Raw genomic sequence first — 20,987 nt, 5'->3', positions numbered from 1 at the left:
GTGTTGACTTATATCTATAAGCGTACTTGTTATTATGGGCTCGATATTTGATTCCAATATTGACAAAGCCTTAGGCTGAAATAAGCATTGTCAGCCACAATTCTTAAACGTACTTATAATTGAAATCAGTTCACTAATTCTTTACGCGAATGTCACGCAGATATTCATCGCATAATTCCACAAATTAAGACGTCCAATCACTAAATAGATATAAATCAAAACCTCGTACTTCAACTCTGGGCGAACACTTTAGCTTTTGATCAGTTAGTTTTGGCATTGCAAAGTCTTTCAAAATTTGTAATACAGCATCGCCTATTTGCTGTTTCTGAAGCTCGCTTCGTTTAGCTTGTATACAAACCTGAACAAAAATAAATGCATCTTCGGCATTGTATGCATCACCAATCAAAAAATCGGGATATTTAATTAGTCGTCCTTTGCAACGATTTGGCGAAACTTCAACAATCTTTGCAACATTTGCATTAATATGTTTTAAAATTTCTTCAAAGTTAACTTGTGTAATATTTGCAGAATATTCAATATATATTTGCGGCATATTTTTCACCTCATTGGTTGTTACTATTATTGAATTTTCACGGCATTCAGTTGTTGCATTAAAGTTAAATTGTCTTCTAAATGCCAATCTTCAATAATCTTACCTTCTTTAATATGTAAGATATCAATCGCTAAAAATTTGACTGGTTTATTGGTCGGCGGATGTCCTTTAAATTCTCCAGCAAAAGTGCCTTCAAAAAGTAAACGCGCGGTCACCATTTCTCCAACGATTAATAAATCATCTAAGGAGCAGGAGAGATTTGGAACGGCTTGGCGAAAAGTTTTTGAAGCAAGCTTTAAACCCTCTGGACCTTGCGGACGGCCTTGAGGTAATGTGTGATCGATAAAATTTGGGGAAAGTACTGCATCAAGGTACTTCGTGTTCCCTGAATTCCAAAATGTATAATAAAGTTGGGCAGTATCAAGCATTTGTTTGGCGGTTGATTTGTTTAGTGATTTATCTATGGTAATTGATTTAGGTTTGACCCACTCCCTTTTATTCATTTCAGTTGCGGATGCGATTTGTATGGCACCCATCATGATAAGAGTAAAAAAAATTGAATTAAATAAATTTAAAAATTTCATGATATCATCCTTGAAAAAATAAATTTACAAAAAATTTATTGGTTTTTTAGAGTCCAGTTAGCAATTTCATCTTTACGTGCAAACCAAATGCCGCGGTGCTTGCTTGCATAATCTAAAAACTTATCCAGCGCTTTAACGACAGAAGGTGTTCCGCCAATTCTATCGTGCGTGCTAATCGACATCATGCGTTGCCGAGAATTGCCTTCTGAATAAAGTTGATCAAACTCATATTTCAGTGTTTGGAAAAAATTATCCGGTGAAAAATGTCGTCCTTCAAATAAAACAATATCATTGCATCTCAAAGTATAAGGAACGACAACAAATGGATGCTTATTGGCTTGAATGATGAAGGGATGGTCACGACTAACATCATCGATATGATAAAGAAAACCTAACGCTTGTAAGATTTCAATTGTATTGACACTGCGTCTTAACCAATTACAATTGTAACCCACTGCCGTTACCCCTGTTACCTTTTGAATAGCTTTCACACCATCAGCTATAAATTTTTTTTCCTGTTCTCTCTTCATATTATATTGAGATTCCCAGCTCATACCGTGGGCAGCAGCTTCATGACCTCTTTTAACAATTTCTTTCGCTAAATCAGGATTCGCAAGGACTGCTTTACCGACCATGTGAGAGGTTACTTTGATGTCATACTTATCCCATAACTCCAATAGACGTGGAATACCTTCTAGATAACCATATTCAAACCAAGTTTGAGCTGGCAAGTCAGGATATTCACTCGGTAAGGGAGTACCTGAGAATGGGCTTTCAACGCCGCGATCAGGTTGGCCTCCTGCTTCAAATTGCATAGAAATTGATATCGCTAATTTAGCTTTATTAGGCCAATATGATCGCAAAGATTTTTTTGTCATTTGACTTCCTTAGATAAATAATAAATTTCATTTAAAAGTTTAAATCCTATCTATTCATCAAAATGTAATAACTTCAGCACTACAAATAAATAGCGATCGTAAGGCAGTTAGATATCAAAAAGTGAGTCCGGCCACTCAAAATTCATGTTTACATCGTTGCGAGTTATCGGCTTTGAGAAGGTTATAGCGATGGTCCCCATATAGGATTTTTCAAAGACAAAATTAATGATGGTCGGCATTACATCTACCTAAATCCATGACTTAGATAATAATCACCCTAGTACTAGGGGTATATAATATAATAAACGAGCAAGGCTTAATTTAGAAGAAAGAAAATAGCAGCAGTGCGATTTGGATCAATAGGGCAAATGGCAGAGCATTCGAATGGATGAAGCTAGGACAATTTCGAATTGAATATAGAGAGGAAGGGATATGTCGTTATTAAAAAAACGTTTAATTATTATAGGCGGAACTTCAAGAATAGGATTGGCAACTGCTAAGTTAGTAGCAAGTCAAAGCATGCAATTGGTAATTACTGGTTTTAATCCTATTGATCAGTCACTAAAAGATACATTACCTAAGGATACTCAATTTTACCAATTAGATATTGCAAACGAAGACGCAGTGCAAACTTTTTTTAAGAGTATTGGAGAATTTGATTATCTTACTACGCCTGGTTCTATGGTTCCAAAAGGGTCATTCTTAACAATGGAAACTATTCGCGCGAAATCAGGCTTCAATAGTAAATATTGGGGGCAATACTATGCAGCTAAATATGGCACACCCCACATCCGTCGCGGTGGGGCTATTGTTTTATTTTCTGGCATGGTTTCTCAAAAACCTCAAAAGAATTTAGTCGTGATGGCATCTGTTAATAGTGCTGTGGAAGGGTTAGGACGTGCATTAGCTATTGAACTTGCTCCAATCCGAGTTAACGTTGTTGCGCCCGGTATTATCGACACGCCACGATATAAAACAATGCCAGAGGACGATAGGCAAGCGATGTTTAATCAATTATCTGAAAAAATTCCAGTGGGTCATATCGGTCAAGCGAATGAAGTTGCTGAAGTAGTTCTGTTATTATTAAATAATACGTTTATGACAGGCCAAACCATATTTGTTGATGGCGGCCATTTATTAATTTAATGTCATTAACGAGCCAGACAGGTCGTTCAATTTACTTTCTACGAGTTCTTATTCTAAGCTGAATATAAGGGGGCGAAAATTTTTACGGATTGAATACGATAAATTATAATTCTAATTTTCTTTGCACATTATCTTGTGATGCTTTTTTTTTGAAAATGATCTCGCGTAGTTTGTTCTAGCATAGGCAAATTCACTTCCATTAATTGGTATTGTTCACGAAGAAATTCATAACCCGCAAAAGGGAGTTTTAATAAATCATTGTAATAAAAAAGTGTTTTGAGTCTTATTTCATCCCACTCTGCGTCTGGACTATATAAACCAGTTGTATCTTGACTAATCTCTTCGAATAAACCAACGTTCCATCGATCACATACATAGCCTTTAAGAGTTAATAATTTTTGACCTACTTCTTTTATTTGTTTATTTTCTTTCTCTAAATCACGTTTTACTACTTTACCATTCGCGAAGATAGCAGTGCTTTTAATTTCAAAGTCCGCAATTTTTTTATCAGACAGAAATAAAAACGTATGATCGTAAATAGGTTCGTTATTTGCATTTCTGGCTGCTGACCGAACGCGAAGGGTTTGCAAACGATAATTAAATTTTTGATCTTGTAAAATTTTAATAGCCGTTTCCATGGTTGATTCAAGACAAGCGCCGCCTGTTTTTGCGGTATTTTTTGATATTTTGTATTGCCAATATAAATTGCAAAAAATTTGGTATGATTTCTCAAACGCTTGAGTTTGCTTTGGCGTGAAATTGGCTGTGATTTGGCTAATTCGGGCTTGCATCTTTAAAGCATAATCGTTAGTTTCATGTTGAGTCACATCGCGAAGATTAAATAAATTTGAAGTTTGGTAGGAAATTTTCAGTTGTGCTTTTATTTCCTCCTCACATTGCTTTGCGTATTTGTTTTTATCTTTACAAGATGATGGCATTATTTTTTTATTAACAATACCCAGCCGAATTTCTTTATTTTTATTAACAACCTGAAAAGAAGGTGTTTGATTACACGTTTCTCGTAAATATTTATCGTCCGCAATAGCGCTAAGCATTTTTTTATCTTTTCTAGGATTTTTAGATAAGTAATCTAAATAATTATTATCTACACTTTGTGTATGAAATTCATGAAGTAGAGCAGTTGTTTCTCTAGAAATGAGTGCCGGTATCGCAGTGGATGGACTGTTATCGGCGTTGGTTTTTGTCATACCGCAGGTTGGTTCTGCGGCGTTGGAACTTGTGATTGTTCCGCTAAAGAAAAGTAAAGATAAATTGAATGCACCCATGAGACTGATAGAGGGTGCAGAATTTCTATGTGAGTTCATAATAGATTCAAAACTTAAAGTAAGGCTACTACTTATAGCAGAGTAAGCTTACCCTCATCTTAAGAGCGCCCTGATGAAGAGGTGATTAACAATTTTGTCCTACGCTCGTAAAAGATAACGTATTGTTTAGCTACAATAAAATGACCAATGAATGCCCCATGGAAATTATCAAGGCTCTTTTTTTAGTCTAATAGTAACTGTAAAATATGTTGATAGACTTTGCCGATATATTTCATTTTGCTGGGCGCGACAAATATCGTGTCATCACCAGCAACAGTTCCTAAAATTTCAACGTCTCTTTTTAGATCTAGCATTCTTGCCACTAAGTTAGCCGAACCAGGCACGGTATTAATCACAATCAGCATTTCGTTGTGCGTGATATTTAAAACAAGTTGCTTGAGCGTATCTTTCGGCGATACTTGCATTTGTTCAAGCGGCAAGCGATAAACATCTTGTCCATCTTCATTGACCTTAATAGCCCCCAACTTGTGGAGAATCCGAGAGATTTTGACTTGATTAACCTCAAGCCCTTGTTTCTTCAACACAATTTGAATGTCTTTTTGCGTGCTCACTGTTTTTTGTTGTAATAAGCCCTGAATAACCGGTATGAGGGCGTTTGATCCTAATTTATCCTTTACCACGAGCTCTCTCCTCTGGTTTACAGAAAAAAACCTATAGTGTATATTTATACAAAAAATAGTATAATTATGCAAATCGATATGAGGATAGGGTGCCATGCGTAAAAAAATTATTCTAGCTTATTCTGGGGGCCTTGATACTTCTTGCGCCATAAAATGGCTTCAAGAAAAATATGGTTACGATGTCATTGCTGTCGCCATGGATGTAGGAGAAGGCAAAGATTTAATTCCCATCCAAGAAAAAGCGCTCAAAATTGGTGCAATTGGAAGTCATGTCTTAGCGTTACAAGACACATTTGCTGATGAATATTTACTACCAGCGCTGCAAGCGAATGCCTTATATGAAGGAACCTATCCGCTCATCTCCGCTCTCTCTCGACCCCTCATTGCAAAATCTTTGGTTGAAATTGCGCAAAAAGAACACGCTAGTGCCGTGGCACACGGTTGCACAGGCAAAGGAAATGATCAAGTCCGCTTTGATGTTAGCATTAGCGCGCTTGATCCAACGCTTGATATTATTGCACCCGCTCGCGAAAACCCCCTCGCCCGCGAAGATGCTATCCTTTATGCCAAAGCGAATGCTATTCCTTTACCCATTGAATTAAATAATCCATTTAGCATCGATCAAAATTTATGGGGAAGAAGTTGTGAATGTGGCGTTTTAGAAGATCCGTGGGTCGCGCCCCCTGAAGAAGCTTATGCACTCACGCGCTCTATTCAAAATGCGCCAGAGCAAGCAGAAGAGGTAACTCTTGATTTTGTTCGAGGCTGTCCTGTGGCACTAAATGGTGAAAAAAAATCTTTGGCTTCGCTTATCCAAGCGTTAAATCTTATAGCAGGTACGCATGGGGTAGGCCGCATTGACCATATTGAAAACCGCTTAGTGGGGATTAAATCAAGAGAAGTTTACGAAGCGCCCGCTGCTATGACGCTCATTGCAGCTCATCGCGCCCTTGAAGCCCTTACCTTGACGCGTGAAGTTGCTCAATGCAAACCCTTTATTGAAATTCAATTTGCTAATATGATTTACAATGGGCTATGGTTTTCAGAACTTAAATCCGTATTACAAGCTTTTATTACTGAGACGCAAAAGTATGTTACTGGGAAAGTCCGTATACGATTGCATAAAGGCCATGCCATAGTGGTGGGGCGTGAATCACCTTATTCTTTATATGATAAACAATTAGCAACTTATGCAAGTGATGATCAATTTGATCATCATGCGGCGCTTGGATTTATTAAATTGTGGGGTTTGCCAACTGTTACGCAGCATCAAGTATTGAAAAGGAATGATAATAATGAATAAATTATGGGGTGGACGTTTCAGTGAAGCCACTGACCATACGGTAGAAACTTACACAGCATCGATCGCATTTGATCACCAACTCGCGCAGTTTGATATTTTAGGTAGTCTCGCGCATGTTGCAATGCTAAAGCAATCCCAAGTGATTAACGAAAAAGAATACCTTGCTATCAATCAAGGCTTGCACAGCATTCTAAATAAATTAAAGCAAGGTTCCCTCACATTTCATGATGAAGATGAAGATATTCATATGAATGTGGAACGCATGCTCTTGCAAGAAATTGGTGAGGTGGCCGGTAAACTCCATACGGCTCGCAGTCGGAATGATCAAGTTGCTTTAGATATGCATCTTTATTTAAGACAGCAAACTTGTACCATCGTTCAAAAATTACTGGGGTTACGCGAAGTTTTATTAGAACTTGCGGAGAAGCATCAAACGATTATTATGCCTGCCTACACGCACTTGCAGCGTGCTCAACCCGTTAAACTTGCGCACTATTGGTTGGCTTACGAAGCGATGTTAGCGCGAGATACAGCACGTTTAAAAGAGGCTTGGACGCGAATTAACTTGTCACCGCTCGGAGCCGCTGCATTAACAGGCTCAACTTTTCCTATTGATCCACACTATGTCGCGACCTTATTGGCTTTTGATGATACTTATCACAACACGTTAGATGCCGTCAGTGATCGTGATTTTGTTATCGAATTTGTAAGCGATGCCGCCTTGATCATGATGCATCTTTCTCGTTTAAGTGAAGAATTGATTTTGTGGTCATCACAAGAATTTAATTTTATTTCAATGCACCAATCATTTTGTACTGGCAGTAGTATTATGCCGCAAAAGAAAAATCCTGACGTTGCAGAATTAGGTCGTGGTAAAACGGGTCGTGTTTATGGCGCGCTGTTTTCTTTGCTGACTTTATTCAAAGGATTACCACTCGCTTATAACAAAGATATGCAAGAAGACAAAGAGCCTGTTTTTGATGTCATAAAAACAGTCGATCAAACACTTAGTATTTATACGCGCATGCTTGCAAGCGTCTCCATTAACGAAGCGAACATGTTGGCGGCAACGAAAGATGGCCACTTGAATGCAACTGCCATGGCAGAATATTTAGTGAAAAAAGATTTACCATTTCGTCAAGCTCATGCAGTCATTGGTAAAATGGTTGCGTATTGTGATGAGAAAAATACACAATTAGAAGCTTTATCGCTAACTGAAATGCAAACCTTCTCTCCACTCATTACGGATGATGTTTATCACGCCATCGAAATCCGCAATATTCAAACGCAAGGCTTCCAAACTTTACCGGAAACTTTGCGCCAACAAAAAGAAAAGTGCACGATCGACCGACATTTTTTACAGGACAAGGAAGTAATGCTTAGCAATGTTTATAACGCATTTGGACTTTAAGGTTTTTATGAGTCGGTAATGAGCATGATCGCTCGCGTTTTAGCAAGCGTGCAATCCAACTAAATGGTATCGCGACCCAAAAATGCATGGGTTAACGTGCTTAAGTCAATGTATTCCAGCTCACTTCCCAAAGGCACGCCATGTGCAATGCGGGTTACTTTAAGGGAATGTTGTTTGGCTAGTTCTGAAATATAGTGAGAAGTTGCTTCACCTTCGACAGTAGGGTTGGTGGCTAAAATAACTTCGCGTATGGTTTCTTGTTCAAATAACTTTTTTAATTCCGCCATACCAATTTCTTCAGGACCGATTCCATCGAGCGGAGAAAGGTGACCGAGTAAAACAAAATATTTACCTTTAAAACTTCCCGTTTGTTCAAGGGCTGCAACATCAATAGGGTTTTCAACGATGCATAACATCCCTCCATCGCGGCTTGTCGAAGCGCATATTTCGCAAAGCGGTGTTTCACTAAAAATACGACAAGTACTGCAATGACCAATATGTTCCATGGATTCGATTAAGCATCGTGCTAAGCGACGGCCGTTTTCACGGCCGCGTGTCAAGAGTTGTAACGCCATCCGCTGGGCGGTTTTAGGACCAACACCCGGCAAAGAGCGGAGAGCATCGATGAGTTGTTCCAGTAAAGGACTAAAACGCATAAAGATACCAACTGTTTATTTAGGAAGATCACCTAAACCTTCTGGCATTTTAAATCCAGCGAGGCCACCCATTTTGTCACGTAAATTTCTTTCAATTTTGTCTGTTGCGTCATTAATAGCAGCAGCAATTAAATCTTCAATAATTGATTTTTCTTCCTTCAACAAGCTCGGGTCTAAGACCACTTTTTTCGCATAATGCTGCCCAGTCATTGTGATTTTGACGGCGCCACCGCCAGACTGGCCTACAACTTCCATTTCTGAAACTTGTTTTTGAATATCCTGTAATTTTTTTTGCATTTCTTGCGCCCGCTTCATGATTTCATTCAAGCCGACTTTATCATTTTTGTCATTGGTAGGTTTGTTCATGATTAAGATTCCTCACATCTAGGGGTGGTTTGGCGTTCGGCGTAGTGTAACAAAATTCATGCAATGGATCTATGTGCAGCTTACCAAAGGCTCATTTGTGCCTCTTCTTTACGGCGCGGTTTAAATTGAGAAGTGTCCAAGGGCATACGCGGTTGTTCGTTTAAATGAAAACGTTTGCAAGCTAAGGCAAAACGCTTTGCTAAAAGGATTGCAAATTGACCTTCTCCTCGCATTCGTTTGCCAAATGTTGCATCATATTCTTTCCCACCCCGCATTTGTTTAATAATACTCATGACATGCTCGGCACGGTCAGGAAAATGCGCAGCTAACCATTCTTTAAATAAAATTTTAACTTCATGAGGTAATCTAATTAACGTAAAACCCGCGAATTTTGCCCCTCGTTTTGCTGCGAGAGCAAGGATTTTTTCTATTTCAGCATCATTTATCATTGGAATCATGGGAGCGGCCATGACGGTTACGGGGACGTTAACGCCGTTTAGCTTTTCAATCGCGCGGAGCCTTGCTTGTGGGGAGCTTGCACGAGGTTCTAAGATGCGTTTTAAATCCATACGCAAAGTAGTTAAACTAATTGCAACAGAAATGAGCTGGCGCTTCGCCATGGCTTCTAAAATATCTAAATCCCGTTCTATCATGCCACTTTTGGTAATGATCGCTACTGGATGATGATACCGGTTTAAGACTTCTAATAAGCTTTGAGTAATTTTTAATTTTGCTTCTGCCGGTTGATAGGGATCTGTATTGGCGCCAATCACAATGACTTTGCATTCGTACTTGGGTTTATTGATTTCTTCTTCTAAACGTTTTGCAGCATCAACTTTGTGAAAAATCTTTGTTTCAAAATCGATCCCCGGCGATAAGTTTATATACGCATGTGCAGGACGTGCATAACAATAAATACATCCATGTTCACAACCACGATACGGATTAATGGATTGATCAAAACTAATATCGGGGGATGCGTTATGCGTAATAATACTTTTAGTTTGTTCTGGATAAAGTACGGTTGCAAGCGGAGCGAGCGGCGCTTCTTCCTCGGTCAAATGCCAGCCGTCGTCATAAGCCTCATAATCATGAATCTCAAAACGTCCCACGGGATTACTGAGCGCGCCTCTATTTTTAATCGTCATGGGCGGTCTTATTATTATGAGTGAGTGATCAATAATTTATGTTAATAGTGAAACTTCAAGTGTTGCATCATACATATCGATGAATTGTTTAATTTTAGGATTTTGTAATATTTCATCTTTAGCTTGTTGTATTTTTTGATCGCGTTCAAATTTCTCTTCTTTGACGGGCGTTGCGATTTCATCAGCCGTAATGGTAATTCCAAGTTGCATAGGCTTTTTAAAATGACGGCTTAATGCTTCTTCAATGCGAGTTTTTAATTTTGTGTTTAGCATGGGTTGATGCAAAGTAGAGAGTGCGAGTTCAACTTCTTTCTCGGTTATTTTGCATAAGGTGCAGTTAGAAGCGAGTGCATATGCCATCCCCGTCAGTTCAAGTTTTTGTAAGAGTTCTCGCCATGCAGACGCTTCATCCGGTGTCGCAGGTAGGGTCTCAGGATTCGCTGTCGGGACTTCTACTTGCCTTTCAGCCGTAACTTGAATGTTAGATTGCGTTTTTATCGGTGTGGGCTTACTCGAAACCATATTTAAGGGTTGCGGGGTAGCTTTACGCTCTGGAACGAGCGTTGAACTGGTTTGCGGTTTAAAGGCAAGCAAGCGTATTAAAGTCATTTCGAAAGCTTGATGCGGGTGGGGGGAAATATTTAAATCACGACGTCCGAGTAAGGCAATTTGGTAATAGAGTTGAATATCTTCGGGTAGAAATATTCCGGCTAATTTTTGCAGGGATGGCGCTTGAAGTGTATGGCCTGGAACAACTTGGGCTAGTGCAATGTGATGAAGTGCGCTAATGATGCCATCTATTAATTGTTGGAAATCAGGCGCCCTTTCACTTAAGTCGTTGGCAGCCGCAAATACTGCGCTTGCATCTTGGCGACTGAGTGCCTCAAGTAAAGGTAACAAATCGTCTTGTGCGACACTGCCTAGCATCGCAGTCACATCCGCTGTATTAACTTGTCCTTGGCCGTAAGCAATAGCTTGGTCAAGTAAGCTTAGTGCATCTCGCATGCTTCCTTCAGCTGCAAGCGCTAAATGTTGCAAAGCATCGGGTTCACTTACAATGGCTTCATGTTGACAAACATGTAATAAATAATCAGCAATTTGTTGGGGTAAAATACGCTTTAAATGAAATTGTAAACAGCGCGATAAAATAGTAACGGGTAATTTTTTGGGATCCGTTGTTGCTAGTAAAAATTTAACGTGCGCTGGCGGTTCTTCTAGCGTTTTGAGAAGTGCATTAAAGCTATGGTTTGATAACATGTGCACTTCATCGATGAGATAAATTTTATATCGACCTTGGTTGGGAGGATATAAAACATTCTCGAGCAATTCACGTGTATCTTCGACTTTGGTGCGGGATGCAGCATCCACTTCGTAGAGATCAAGAAATTGGCCGGCATTGATACTTAAGCAGGTAGGACAAGTTTCGCAAGGGGTCGCGGTAATGCCCGTTTCACAATTCAAACATTTTGATAAAATTCGAGCGAGTGTTGTTTTGCCCACGCCCCGCGTCCCGGTAAATAAATAAGCATGGTGTAAACGTTTTTGTGTTAAGGCATTCGTTAACATGCGCAAAGTCGGTTCTTGACCTACCATGTCAGTGAAAGTTTGGGGTCGCCATTTACGGGCTAAAACTTGATAACTCATCGTGGGGTCTCACTATGCAATGAGAAGATTATTACCTTAGGTTGTTCGACACGCAAGCTTTGACATGGAAATAAGGTAAATAAAATAAAGGGTGAGAGGCAGAAGGTCGATGATTCATCGAAGCTGATAACAGCGAGCACCAGCCGCACTTAGGCGCCCGAATCAGCCACTACCGTTGCTTCCTTCCGGACCTGGCGGGGTTTGCGGCTTATCGTCGCAAAGGGACCAATACTCGCTGTTATCAGCTTAAATAATTGGAGCAAGGCTACATGAAACGTCAGGTGACATCAAGCGTTTATCACCAACTTAATGTTCGGAGAGAGAGGGATTCGAACCCTCGATACGCGTAAACGTATACACGCTTTCCAGGCGTGCTCCTTCGACCGCTCGGACATCTCTCCAGCACGTTCAAGTTTAAACTGCGCGTAAGGTTAATCCAGAATGGCGTGAGATGCAAACGTTTACGTATCAAGAATTTTTTATGAGTAGTTGATTTAAAATAGATTGGTAAATTTTAGTAAGCGTCAAGACATCTTGGACTCGTATTGATTCATTCACTTGATGTGCAGTTGCATGCGAAGGTCCAAGTTCAACGACTTCAGCACCGGTGGGTGCAATAAATCTTCCATCTGAGGTTCCACCGCCTGTTGATAATTTTGTCTCAAGCCCTGTAATTTCTCTGATTGAATCGACAGCCGCTTTAATGAGGTGGCCTTGTTGCGTCAAGAATGGTTCGCCACCCAAATGCCAATCCAAATCATATTTTAAGTCTGCCTGATCAAGAATCTGCGTAGTGCGTTTTTTTAACTCATCAATGGTTATAGCGGTTGAAAATCTAAAATTAAAAGTTGATTCAAGATGGCCAGGAACAATGTTGAGAGCGCCTGTGCCACTGTGTAAATTGGTGATTTGAAATGTAGTAGGGGGAAAGTCAGCATTACCTTGATCCCAAATAGAGTGGGCAAGTTCATGCAAACAGCGTGCCGCGCGATGAATCGGATTCTCTGCTAGATGAGGATGCGCAACATGTCCTTGTTTGCCATGCACAGTTAATTTACCGTGCAGAGAGCCGCGTCGACCAACACGAATTTGATCGCCCACAAGATCCACACTACTTGGTTCGCCAATAATACAATAATTAATTTGTAAATGACGCGTTTGCAAAACGTCTAGCATCTTTCGGGTGCCATGCAAGGCTGGACCTTCTTCATCACTCGTGAGTAAAAATGCAATCGTTCCCTTAAAGCTCGGGTGTTCGGTAACCCACTGTTCAGCAGCGACGACCATTGATGCAAGAGGTCCTTTCATATCACAAGCACCCCGTCCAATGAGGTGATCATTTTCGATAACAGCGGTAAAGGGGTGGGTGCGCCAATCTGTAAGCGGACCGGTTGGTACAACATCAGTATGGCCTGCGAAAACAAAAAGCGGTGCCCCAGAACCATATGTTGCCCATAGATTTGTCACATCTTCAAACTGATGGGTTTCGCAAGTGAAGCCAGCTGCCATGAGTCGCGCTTTGATTAAGTTTTGGCATCCCGCATCATGAGGGGTAAGTGAGGGGCAAGCGATAAGTTGTTTCAATAGATCTAGAGCATTGTCGGACGACATATTAAGCTTCATACCGTAATAATTCATTGAGAGAAGTTTTGCTGCGCGTTTTTTCATCAACTTGTTTTACAATAACAGCGCAATATAAACTGTATTTTCCATCTTTGCTAGGTAGATTCCCAGGTACGACGACACTACCTGCAGGAATGCGGCCATAAGTCGTTTCGCCGGTTTCGCGATGATAGATCCTTGTGCTTTGGCCAATATAAACTCCCATCGAAATAACAGAGCCTTCTTCGACCACGACACCTTCAACGATTTCTGATCGAGCGCCAATAAAACAATGGTCTTCAATGATAGTTGGGAGGGATTGTAAGGGCTCAAGTACGCCGCCAATACCCACACCACCCGAAAGATGTACATTCTTACCAATTTGGGCACAAGAACCAACTGTAGCCCACGTATCAACCATGGTCCCAGTATCAATGTAGGCCCCAATGTTGATATAAGAAGGCATTAAAACGGTATTTCTTGCAATAAAAGCACCTTTACGCACGGTTGCTGGTGGCACAATGCGGACACCATCTTCGGTTAATTCCTCATGCGTTAATGCCGCATATTTCAACGGAACTTTATCAAAAAACTGCGTAAATTGACCTGACATCACTTCGTTTGAATGGATGCGAAAAAAGAGTAAAACGGCTTTTTTTAACCACTCATTTAGCTGCCAACCTTCTGTTGTTTTTTCTGCAACACGCAAAATCCCCGCATCAAGGAGATTGATCACTTCGCTTACAGCCTGTTTCGTGTGGTCGGGGACGTTACTGGGTGATAAGGCAAGACGATTTTCAAAGGCATTATCAATGATTGCTTGTAGAGCTTGCATGACAGGTCCTTAAAGTTGCTACAAATAAAGGCAATATTCAGCTCGATGAAACGAATCAGTTATAGTGATGAGATTGGGTTTCAATTGTCAACCCTCGTCTACATCGTATAAATATTCTATGATAGGATACGTCTCTTTTTGATATCTAGCTGAAAATCACTCATGTCTGAAAAAAAATTAGAAAATCGAAAAATTTTTAATGCGGCTTTTATCTATAAACGCTTGTTTGTTTATGTGAAACGCTATTGGCGCGCATTGGTGGTTGCCATCATTGCGAGCATGCTTTATTCCTCCGTCGATGCCTGGTTTATTTATTTTCTGAAACCCCTTTTGAATGAAGGCTTAGTTGCTAAAAATCATCACTTTTTATTAATGGCACCCTTTATCGTGATGGGTGTTTTCTTATTGCGTGGCATTGCCAATTTCTTTTCCAATTATTGTATCGCTAAAGCATCGCGCAGTGTGATTATGCTTTTGCGCCAAGATTTATTTAGCCATTTGCAAAAGTTACCCGCCCGCTTTTATGATCATACGACCACCGGCAAAATGCTTTCCATTTTATTATACGGTGTGGATCAAGTTGCTAATGCAAGCGCAGATGTTTTAACCACGGCCATACAGTCTGTGTTTCTCATCATGGGTTTGATCATCGTGATGTTTTCAATTAGTTGGAAATTAACGTTAATGTATTTCATTATCATTCCCGTTGTTGCCATTATCATGCGTATCGTTAGTTTACGTATTCGAAGATTGAGCTTAAGTATTCAAGATTCCATTGGTGATTTAAGCCACCATACAGAAGAAAATATCGAAGGATATAAAGTTGTCCGTGCTTTTGAAGGTCAACAATTTGAAGCAGAGAAATTTAATAAGGCTGCACGCATTAATTATCAACGCGAAATGAAAGTTGTCGTGTCGCGCTCTATTGGCGTCTCGGCAGTGCAACTTATCACCGTTTCAGCAATGTCATTTACTCTCTATATTGCAACGCTCGATATAGCAGAATCGTTACTTACTCCCGGTGGTTTTGTTTCTATGATCGGGGCAATGTTAATGATATTAAAGCCAATGAAGGACTTAGCCTTTGTTCAGAATAAGTTATATCGCGGCTTAGCAGGAGCACAAAGTGTATTTGAAATTTTAGATGAGAAGTGCGAAGTGGACGAAGGAAAAATACCCTTAATCCGAGCGCAAGGCGAGATAAGTTTTAATAATGTAAGTTTTAATTATGATGTGGATAAAAAGATTTTACATCACATTAATTTTAATATTTTACCGGGAAAAGTTGTTGCTTTAGTTGGACGCTCTGGAAGTGGCAAATCAACGATTGTTAGTATATTGCCACGATTTTATGATCAATATGAAGGTGAAATTAAACTGGATGGTATTTCATTACGGGATTACCGATTGAAAGATTTGCGGCGTCAATTTGCAATTGTTTCGCAAAATGTAACATTGTTTCATGATACGGTTTATAACAATATTGCGTATGGTCGGTTTGGGGAAGTTACAGAAGCAGAAGTGATTGCTGCTGCTAAAGCGGCGTATGTCATGGAATTTGTCGACGCGCTCCCGCAAGGTTTACAAACATTAATCGGTGAAAACGGTGTTTTATTATCTGGCGGTCAACGCCAACGGATTGCGATTGCCCGCGCAATTTTGCGTAATGCACCTATTTTAATTCTAGATGAAGCAACGTCTGCGTTGGATACTGAATCAGAACGTTTCATCCAATCTGCTTTAGACACTTTAATGAAAAACCGCACAACCCTTGTCATTGCTCATCGTCTTTCGACGGTTGAGCATGCAGATAACATTATCGTATTGGAGGATGGACGTTTAATTGAGCAGGGCACCCATGCCGATCTATTACGGCAAGAAGGTCATTACGCCAAATTGTATCGTATGCAATTTAAAGACTTAGAAACGATTTCACCGGTAGAACCCTTAGCATTTGAAGCTGTATTGACGCATGCTTAGTAAGTTGAATCAGTTGCGATTAAGTTTGAAATTATTTGATCCAAGTCGCTATTGGTATCAACGCACGTTCTCTTTTTTTTCATTACCTCTACTTCCCCTTGCTTGGTTATTCGGTTTCATTGTGATGCTACGACGTTTTCTTTATCGTCACGGGATTATGTCTTCTTATACTTTTTCTGTACCCACAATTATTGTAGGTAACATTACCGTAGGCGGAACGGGCAAAACACCCTTTGTCATTTGGCTTGCCCATTACTTAACAGAGCAGGGTTACGCACCAGGTATTGTTACGCGTGGGGTAGGAGGCATTTTATCTAATACACCGCACTTTGTGCAATTGAGTGATCTGCCCCAGCGGGTGGGCGATGAAGCCATTCTCTTACAAAAATCAGTGCGATGTCCTGTGGTTATTTGCAAAAATAAAGTTGCTGCGGTGCGTGCTTTACTTCAACAGTATCCTTGCGATGTCGTAATTAGTGATGATGGTTTACAACATTATCGACTGGGTCGACATATTGAAATCGCCATTATTGATGAACAAAGAGGTTTTGGTAATAAGCATTTACTTCCGGCAGGTCCCTTGCGAGAACCTATTAAACGATTAAAGCAAGTTACTTTCCAAGTGATTAATGGCAACACGAAAGAAGCCACCATGTCGGTTGAAGCAAGACACTTAGTCTCACTGTATGATGAGGAAACTAAGCAATTTCTCACAAATTTTGCCCATCAAACCGTTCATGCAGTCGCGGCGATTGGTCACCCGGAACGTTTTTTTAGCGCTCTACGCAAAGCAGGATTAAAAGTCATCCCGCATATTTTTCCTGATCACTATTTGTTTAAAGAAGAAGATTTTAAATTTGACGATCGCTTACCTATTATCATGACTGAAAAAGATGCCACCAAATGTAGGACATTTGCAGACGAGCGCTATTGGTATCTTGGCATCGCTGTTAAAATAAGCCCTATCTTTGCTCAAGATTTGCTTCAAACTTTAAAAAATGCCGGAGGTCCATCATGCGATTAAAAACCATCATCCTAAGCTTTGCAACCTTGTTATTAAGTTCACAGTCTCATGCGGCACAGAATCCTAGCGATGAAACAGCTCCTGCTCAACCTGCTGATCATGTTTATTCAGAAGCCAAACAAAGTATTACCGTCACTTCAGACCAACCTGTTTTTACGATCAAACTAAAATCAAATCCAACAACAGGGTATGCATGGTTTCTTCGAGATTATAACCATGATTTAATTACGCCAGTTAAGCACAGTTTTACGCAGCCTGAGCAAAAGCTTATTGGCGCACCCAGTTATGAAGTTTGGGTATTTAAAGCAAAACCAACTGCATTTACCGTGCCCCATCAAACTACAATTCGGATGGTTTACGCACGACCCTGGTCTAGTGCTGATAACTCTACGCAATTGGTTTTTAGCGTTTCACTGAAGAGTAGCGAATGATAATCAGATAAAATAACTATTTTGAGTTTAAGGAAGAAGAACATGCATGGAATTTTTAATTGGCAAAATCGTTACGCTATTCACCAAACTTTTCATCAAGAAACGGGTAACCAAATTGCTCATTATATTGCAACGCCTATTCAATTGTTTGCCATGATTAAATTGCTAGCAATAGGAACCGTATCCGGTTTCGATCAAGGCATTAATATTGCGTTGGTCTTTATTATATTCTTAAGTATTATTTATACGCTCATTCATTTGCCGGTAGGGTTAATTGTTTCAGCTTATTTAACAGGGTGTTGGTATATTGCAAGTTATTATCCATTTTCGACTTCTGCATGGATGGACATGCTTTGCGCCCTAGGTCTTTTTGCTGCGGGTGTATTTATTCAAATTCGCGTGGGTCATCACGTTTATGAAAATAAAAAAGCTAATTTGGGTGCTGAGTTTGATGAATTTTTTCAAACGTACAACCCCATGATTTTTGTTTTAATTTTCTTTTTTCCATTCTTAGATTTATATCATCAGCTCAAAAACTCTAAAATAATCCCTTAATTTTGCCGGTTATACTTATTGCTTTTGGGTAAGGCGTCCATCTTCAAAGACCAACACACCAGGCGGCGTCGACATATAAGTAAAAGTAGTAACCTTTTTCTTTTCAGGGGAATTAGCAGGTGTGGTTTGTTTATTGACAAGCGTAGGATCACCGCAAGCATTCTTAATTTGATCGCGTGTGTCACCTAATCGTACAGGAAGGCCGCAGATCGTGGTTGAACCGACGCCAATTCCATTAACACTAATATTTACTGCTTTTCCCGCTGCGTCAAACGTCATTTGGGTTTTAAGTGTCCCTTGCTCTTGGCCTGCGGTACCTGTCGCAACTGTTTGTGGAATGTAGTAATTCCATTCTTGGGGTCCTTCAGGTGTAACTTCTTCAGTTTCTTCTTTATCCGGCTTGCCACACTGGGCAACGACTTGTTCAGGTGTATAACCAAAATCAATTTGATTAAAATTACTGGGACAAAAAAAAGCGTAAGATGTTTGCGTCAAAAACATAGCGCTTATAAATAATAATTTGGATTTCATTTGTTTTCCTTATTGAGATCATTCTTTACCATCATCGGACGGAGGGAGCTTTTCTAATACTGCCTTTTTCTCCTGCTCTTTGTTTTTTGAGGTAGAGGGATTTTTAACTGTTTCTGTCACTATTTTTCTTGCACGATTGTGGTGTGGCGCCAAGAGAACACCGTGATCATGATGGATTAAACCACTTTTAGACCAGGGTAAACGTCGATAGTAGGGAAGCGGTTCTTCCGGATTAAACAAAGGATATTTAATGATTTCGAAGTAGGGGGAGTAATCAAAATCTTTAGGCGTGTAGAGATAAGGATTTCGATTATACATTTCAACTTCAAGCTCATCATTTTGTTTAACGTAAGGCAGGATAGGAAATTGCACCGAAGAAAAAGCCTCGGCGATTAATGATGAACAAATACCGCTTTCTGCTTCCCCTTGCGACGTACGAAAAAGAGTTGATCCCCAACGTCTGGGTAAGATGGACCACGGCAATAAAAATCGCGCAAGATCCAACAAGTGTCTAACATTGTACGGCTGGCCGAGTGCTTTGATGGCATAACTCATGACTAAGTGCAAATCAGAAGGCGTGATGCCTATCGGTCGACAAATACGAATGTGATGGTGATGATAGAAATTAAGTGGAGTGATGACCGTACCGTGATCAAGTAAATCTTCAATAATAAGCCGCGTATTATCTTTAACATCAGCATGACTGCGAATCATTTGTTGCAAACTTTCATCTTCAATATCAATCAAGCGACCAATATAAAGCGCGGCGTGGGTCCAGGGGCTTTGGGTAATCGTGCGAATAATTTTACTCACCCGACTGCGACCTTCGATAATTAAGACATCGCCGGGACGAATCTCAAATTTCAGCCGATTAAAATCATAAGGCATGATATTGGTAGGTGGCGGTTCGTCAGACAGCCAGGCATCAAGTTTATCGCGTAACTTACGGTATACAGATTTCGACATTCCATGTCCTATAATTAAGTACTACATTTTAAATACGTTTCGCTAATTCTTGCGCATAACCGATATAGCTGGCAGGCGTTAAATCAAGCAATTGTTTTTTTACATCCTGGGGCAAATCAAGTGTATTAATAAATGTATGCAAAGTCATTTTATCAATTACTTTACCCCGCGTTAATGTTTTTAATTGTTCATAGGGAGCTTCTAATTGATAACGACGCATAATCGTTTGAATCGCTTCGGCTAATACGGCCCAATGTTGCTCTAAATCATTTTCAATGACTTGAAGATTAGGTTCTAACTTTCCAACACCTTTACAAATGGCTTGATAAGCTAAAATCGCATGGCTGATCGCAACGCCAATGTTTCGCAAAACCGTTGAATCTGATAGATCACGTTGCCATCTTGAAATCGGTAGTTTTTGTATCATGTGATCGAATAAAGCATTGGCAATTCCTAAATTGCCTTCCGCATTTTCAAAATCAATGGGATTGACTTTATGCGGCATAGTAGAGGAACCCACTTCATTTGCATAAGATTTTTGTTTGAAGTACTGGATCGCAATGTAACCCCAAACGTCACGACTAAAATCAATTAAAATCGTATTAATGCGCATGATAATAGCAAAAAATTCCGCCATAGCGTCATGGGGTTCGATCTGCGTCGTATAAGGGTTCCAAGTCAGTCCAAGTTTTGCAATGAAATTCTTAGCCAAAATTTGCCAATTAACATCCGGATAAGCAATTTGCAATGCGTTGTAATTCCCCGAGGCGCCATTCATTTTTCCTAAGATGGGTGCACTCAGTAATTGATCGATTTGACGTTGTAATCGACTAATGACATTGGCAATTTCTTTCCCAACAGTCGTTGGGCTTGCTGCTTGTCCGTGCGTTCTTGCAAGCATGGGCAAAGCAGCGTAGGTGTGGGCAAATTTACGTAATAGTAATAAAAGTTCATCAAGTGCCGGTAAAATACATTGCGTTCGAGCTGCTTGAAGCATCAGTCCATAAGCAAGATTATTGATATCTTCAGAGGTGCACCCAAAGTGAATAAATTCTGTAAGTTTGGCGAGTTCAGCATTCCCACCGATATGTTCTTTGATGAAATATTCCAGTGCTTTTACATCGTGGTTAATACCAGATTCAATATGCTTGACGCGTGCTGCATCTTGTAGGGAAAAATTCTCAATCATATCTTCTAAAATTTTATTCGCATGGGGTGATAAACGAGGTAACTCAGGAAGATTGCCGAATTCGATAAGCATTTGCAGCCATTTGATTTCCACCATCAAGCGAAACTTGATTAATCCGTATTCACTAAATACAGGACGTAAACACGTAAGTTTTTCTTGATAGCGACCGTCAAGCGGTGAAATGGCCATCAAAACAGCAGTATCCATAAAACCCTCCTC

Annotated in this window: 21 protein-coding genes, 1 tRNA gene and 1 other RNA gene; 7 read left to right on the top strand and 16 right to left on the bottom strand. The window is 40.0% G+C overall.

The features are described from left to right. Nucleotides 1-184 precede the first annotated feature (184 nt). The 3 genes from H0W64_03395 to H0W64_03385 are packed head-to-tail and all read right to left on the bottom strand — an operon-like array spanning nucleotide 185 to nucleotide 2,015. A complete protein-coding gene (locus H0W64_03395; GenBank protein MBA3660747.1) occupies nucleotides 185-553 on the bottom strand; it encodes a hypothetical protein in 369 nt (122 codons plus the stop codon). A 26-nt stretch (nucleotides 554-579) separates the two neighbouring features. Next, entirely contained in the window at nucleotides 580-1,137 is a 558-nt protein-coding gene (locus H0W64_03390) for an ester cyclase (protein ID MBA3660746.1), read from the bottom strand. A gap of 35 nt (nucleotides 1,138-1,172) precedes the next feature. After that, nucleotides 1,173-2,015, bottom strand: coding sequence for a polysaccharide deacetylase family protein (locus H0W64_03385; GenBank protein MBA3660745.1), 843 nt, complete (start codon nucleotides 2,013-2,015; stop codon nucleotides 1,173-1,175). Nucleotides 2,016-2,447: 432 nt separating this feature from the next. Here H0W64_03385 and H0W64_03380 point away from each other — a divergent pair, with 432 nt between their 5' ends. Further along, on the top strand, nucleotides 2,448-3,161 hold the full coding sequence (locus tag H0W64_03380; protein ID MBA3660744.1) for an SDR family oxidoreductase: 714 nt from the start codon (nucleotides 2,448-2,450) through the stop codon (nucleotides 3,159-3,161). Between the two features lie 128 nt (nucleotides 3,162-3,289). Here the strand turns inward: H0W64_03380 and H0W64_03375 are convergent, their stop codons facing one another. Both H0W64_03375 and H0W64_03370 read right to left on the bottom strand, forming a co-directional pair. Beyond that, a complete protein-coding gene (locus tag H0W64_03375; protein MBA3660743.1) occupies nucleotides 3,290-4,486 on the bottom strand; it encodes a hypothetical protein in 1,197 nt (398 codons plus the stop codon). A 182-nt stretch (nucleotides 4,487-4,668) separates the two neighbouring features. Continuing rightward, nucleotides 4,669-5,223, bottom strand: coding sequence for a hypothetical protein (locus H0W64_03370; GenBank protein ID MBA3660742.1), 555 nt, complete (start codon nucleotides 5,221-5,223; stop codon nucleotides 4,669-4,671). On the opposite strand from H0W64_03370, the gene H0W64_03365 reads away from it, so the two are divergent. Both H0W64_03365 and argH read left to right on the top strand, forming a co-directional pair. Beyond that, nucleotides 5,222-6,430, top strand: a complete 1,209-nt coding sequence (locus H0W64_03365) for an argininosuccinate synthase (GenBank protein MBA3660741.1) — start codon at nucleotides 5,222-5,224, stop codon at nucleotides 6,428-6,430. The two genes, H0W64_03370 and H0W64_03365, sit on opposite strands and share 2 nt — an antisense overlap. Further along, complete coding sequence (gene argH, locus H0W64_03360; GenBank protein MBA3660740.1) at nucleotides 6,423-7,841, top strand: argininosuccinate lyase; 1,419 nt, start codon at nucleotides 6,423-6,425, stop codon at nucleotides 7,839-7,841. Before H0W64_03365 ends, argH begins: the two co-directional genes overlap by 8 nt. 59 nt (nucleotides 7,842-7,900) lie before the next feature. Here argH and recR read toward each other — a convergent pair whose 3' ends face one another. The 8 genes from recR to dapD all read right to left on the bottom strand — a co-directional run bounded on the left by recR (nucleotide 7,901) and on the right by dapD (nucleotide 14,092). Continuing rightward, nucleotides 7,901-8,497: a recombination protein RecR gene (gene recR / locus H0W64_03355; GenBank protein MBA3660739.1), complete on the bottom strand. Its 597-nt coding sequence runs from the start codon at nucleotides 8,495-8,497 to the stop codon at nucleotides 7,901-7,903. 15 nt (nucleotides 8,498-8,512) lie between these two features. Beyond that, nucleotides 8,513-8,863 (bottom strand): YbaB/EbfC family nucleoid-associated protein, encoded by a 351-nt coding sequence (locus H0W64_03350; GenBank protein ID MBA3660738.1) that lies wholly within the window; start codon nucleotides 8,861-8,863, stop codon nucleotides 8,513-8,515. An 80-nt stretch (nucleotides 8,864-8,943) separates the two neighbouring features. Then, nucleotides 8,944-10,011: a PA0069 family radical SAM protein gene (locus tag H0W64_03345; GenBank protein MBA3660737.1), complete on the bottom strand. Its 1,068-nt coding sequence runs from the start codon at nucleotides 10,009-10,011 to the stop codon at nucleotides 8,944-8,946. A 36-nt stretch (nucleotides 10,012-10,047) separates the two neighbouring features. Continuing rightward, nucleotides 10,048-11,655, bottom strand: coding sequence for a DNA polymerase III subunit gamma/tau (gene dnaX, locus H0W64_03340; protein MBA3660736.1), 1,608 nt, complete (start codon nucleotides 11,653-11,655; stop codon nucleotides 10,048-10,050). Nucleotides 11,656-11,789: 134 nt separating this feature from the next. Beyond that, an RNA gene (gene ffs / locus H0W64_03335) (signal recognition particle sRNA small type) lies at nucleotides 11,790-11,886 on the bottom strand. A gap of 83 nt (nucleotides 11,887-11,969) precedes the next feature. Then, nucleotides 11,970-12,056: transfer RNA gene (locus H0W64_03330), tRNA-Ser, on the bottom strand. A gap of 67 nt (nucleotides 12,057-12,123) precedes the next feature. Continuing rightward, nucleotides 12,124-13,266: a succinyl-diaminopimelate desuccinylase gene (dapE, locus tag H0W64_03325; GenBank protein ID MBA3660735.1), complete on the bottom strand. Its 1,143-nt coding sequence runs from the start codon at nucleotides 13,264-13,266 to the stop codon at nucleotides 12,124-12,126. A 1-nt stretch (nucleotide 13,267) separates the two neighbouring features. Beyond that, complete coding sequence (dapD, locus tag H0W64_03320; protein MBA3660734.1) at nucleotides 13,268-14,092, bottom strand: 2,3,4,5-tetrahydropyridine-2,6-dicarboxylate N-succinyltransferase; 825 nt, start codon at nucleotides 14,090-14,092, stop codon at nucleotides 13,268-13,270. Nucleotides 14,093-14,254: 162 nt separating this feature from the next. On the opposite strand from dapD, the gene msbA reads away from it, so the two are divergent. Genes msbA through H0W64_03300 form a run of 4 tightly spaced genes read left to right on the top strand, consistent with a single transcriptional unit; the run spans nucleotide 14,255 to nucleotide 18,082 of the window. Next, on the top strand, nucleotides 14,255-16,072 hold the full coding sequence (gene msbA, locus H0W64_03315; GenBank protein MBA3660733.1) for a lipid A export permease/ATP-binding protein MsbA: 1,818 nt from the start codon (nucleotides 14,255-14,257) through the stop codon (nucleotides 16,070-16,072). Next, nucleotides 16,065-17,096: a tetraacyldisaccharide 4'-kinase gene (locus H0W64_03310; protein ID MBA3660732.1), complete on the top strand. Its 1,032-nt coding sequence runs from the start codon at nucleotides 16,065-16,067 to the stop codon at nucleotides 17,094-17,096. Before msbA ends, H0W64_03310 begins: the two co-directional genes overlap by 8 nt. Further along, nucleotides 17,087-17,527, top strand: a complete 441-nt coding sequence (locus H0W64_03305) for a protease inhibitor I42 family protein (protein MBA3660731.1) — start codon at nucleotides 17,087-17,089, stop codon at nucleotides 17,525-17,527. Before H0W64_03310 ends, H0W64_03305 begins: the two co-directional genes overlap by 10 nt. A gap of 42 nt (nucleotides 17,528-17,569) precedes the next feature. Then, nucleotides 17,570-18,082 (top strand): DUF962 domain-containing protein, encoded by a 513-nt coding sequence (locus H0W64_03300; protein MBA3660730.1) that lies wholly within the window; start codon nucleotides 17,570-17,572, stop codon nucleotides 18,080-18,082. A gap of 15 nt (nucleotides 18,083-18,097) precedes the next feature. On the opposite strand, the gene H0W64_03295 is transcribed toward H0W64_03300, so the two are convergent. From H0W64_03295 to purB, 3 genes are read right to left on the bottom strand one after another with little or no spacing between them, the layout of a single operon-like run. After that, a complete protein-coding gene (locus H0W64_03295; GenBank protein ID MBA3660729.1) occupies nucleotides 18,098-18,613 on the bottom strand; it encodes a hypothetical protein in 516 nt (171 codons plus the stop codon). An 18-nt stretch (nucleotides 18,614-18,631) separates the two neighbouring features. After that, on the bottom strand, nucleotides 18,632-19,579 hold the full coding sequence (locus tag H0W64_03290; GenBank protein ID MBA3660728.1) for a hypothetical protein: 948 nt from the start codon (nucleotides 19,577-19,579) through the stop codon (nucleotides 18,632-18,634). Between the two features lie 28 nt (nucleotides 19,580-19,607). Further along, nucleotides 19,608-20,975, bottom strand: a complete 1,368-nt coding sequence (purB, locus tag H0W64_03285) for an adenylosuccinate lyase (protein ID MBA3660727.1) — start codon at nucleotides 20,973-20,975, stop codon at nucleotides 19,608-19,610. Nucleotides 20,976-20,987: the final 12 nt, after the last annotated feature.

This window comes from Gammaproteobacteria bacterium (assembly GCA_013816845.1).
GTDB lineage: Bacteria > Pseudomonadota > Gammaproteobacteria > DSM-16500 > DSM-16500 > Aquicella.
This window is presented reverse-complemented; position numbering and strand designations above follow the sequence as displayed.

Bases quoted from the DNA above. Each gene is read 5' to 3' on its own strand.
- H0W64_03300 (MBA3660730.1), top strand. From the start codon at position 17,570: ATGCATGGAATTTTTAATTGGCAAAATCGTTACGCTATTCACCAAACT.
- purB (MBA3660727.1), bottom strand. From the start codon at position 20,975: ATGGATACTGCTGTTTTGATGGCCATTTCACCGCTTGACGGTCGCTAT.
- H0W64_03385 (MBA3660745.1), bottom strand. From the start codon at position 2,015: ATGACAAAAAAATCTTTGCGATCATATTGGCCTAATAAAGCTAAATTA.
- dapD (MBA3660734.1), bottom strand. From the start codon at position 14,092: ATGCAAGCTCTACAAGCAATCATTGATAATGCCTTTGAAAATCGTCTT.
- msbA (MBA3660733.1), top strand. From the start codon at position 14,255: ATGTCTGAAAAAAAATTAGAAAATCGAAAAATTTTTAATGCGGCTTTT.
- H0W64_03390 (MBA3660746.1), bottom strand. From the start codon at position 1,137: ATGAAATTTTTAAATTTATTTAATTCAATTTTTTTTACTCTTATCATG.
- H0W64_03365 (MBA3660741.1), top strand. From the start codon at position 5,222: ATGCGTAAAAAAATTATTCTAGCTTATTCTGGGGGCCTTGATACTTCT.
- H0W64_03350 (MBA3660738.1), bottom strand. From the start codon at position 8,863: ATGAACAAACCTACCAATGACAAAAATGATAAAGTCGGCTTGAATGAA.
- H0W64_03295 (MBA3660729.1), bottom strand. From the start codon at position 18,613: ATGAAATCCAAATTATTATTTATAAGCGCTATGTTTTTGACGCAAACA.
- dnaX (MBA3660736.1), bottom strand. From the start codon at position 11,655: ATGAGTTATCAAGTTTTAGCCCGTAAATGGCGACCCCAAACTTTCACT.
- H0W64_03395 (MBA3660747.1), bottom strand. From the start codon at position 553: ATGCCGCAAATATATATTGAATATTCTGCAAATATTACACAAGTTAAC.
- H0W64_03380 (MBA3660744.1), top strand. From the start codon at position 2,448: ATGTCGTTATTAAAAAAACGTTTAATTATTATAGGCGGAACTTCAAGA.
- argH (MBA3660740.1), top strand. From the start codon at position 6,423: ATGAATAAATTATGGGGTGGACGTTTCAGTGAAGCCACTGACCATACG.
- H0W64_03345 (MBA3660737.1), bottom strand. From the start codon at position 10,011: ATGACGATTAAAAATAGAGGCGCGCTCAGTAATCCCGTGGGACGTTTT.
- H0W64_03375 (MBA3660743.1), bottom strand. From the start codon at position 4,486: ATGAACTCACATAGAAATTCTGCACCCTCTATCAGTCTCATGGGTGCA.
- H0W64_03290 (MBA3660728.1), bottom strand. From the start codon at position 19,579: ATGTCGAAATCTGTATACCGTAAGTTACGCGATAAACTTGATGCCTGG.
- H0W64_03370 (MBA3660742.1), bottom strand. From the start codon at position 5,223: ATGGCACCCTATCCTCATATCGATTTGCATAATTATACTATTTTTTGT.
- H0W64_03310 (MBA3660732.1), top strand. From the start codon at position 16,065: ATGCTTAGTAAGTTGAATCAGTTGCGATTAAGTTTGAAATTATTTGAT.
- dapE (MBA3660735.1), bottom strand. From the start codon at position 13,266: ATGTCGTCCGACAATGCTCTAGATCTATTGAAACAACTTATCGCTTGC.
- H0W64_03305 (MBA3660731.1), top strand. From the start codon at position 17,087: ATGCGATTAAAAACCATCATCCTAAGCTTTGCAACCTTGTTATTAAGT.
- recR (MBA3660739.1), bottom strand. From the start codon at position 8,497: ATGCGTTTTAGTCCTTTACTGGAACAACTCATCGATGCTCTCCGCTCT.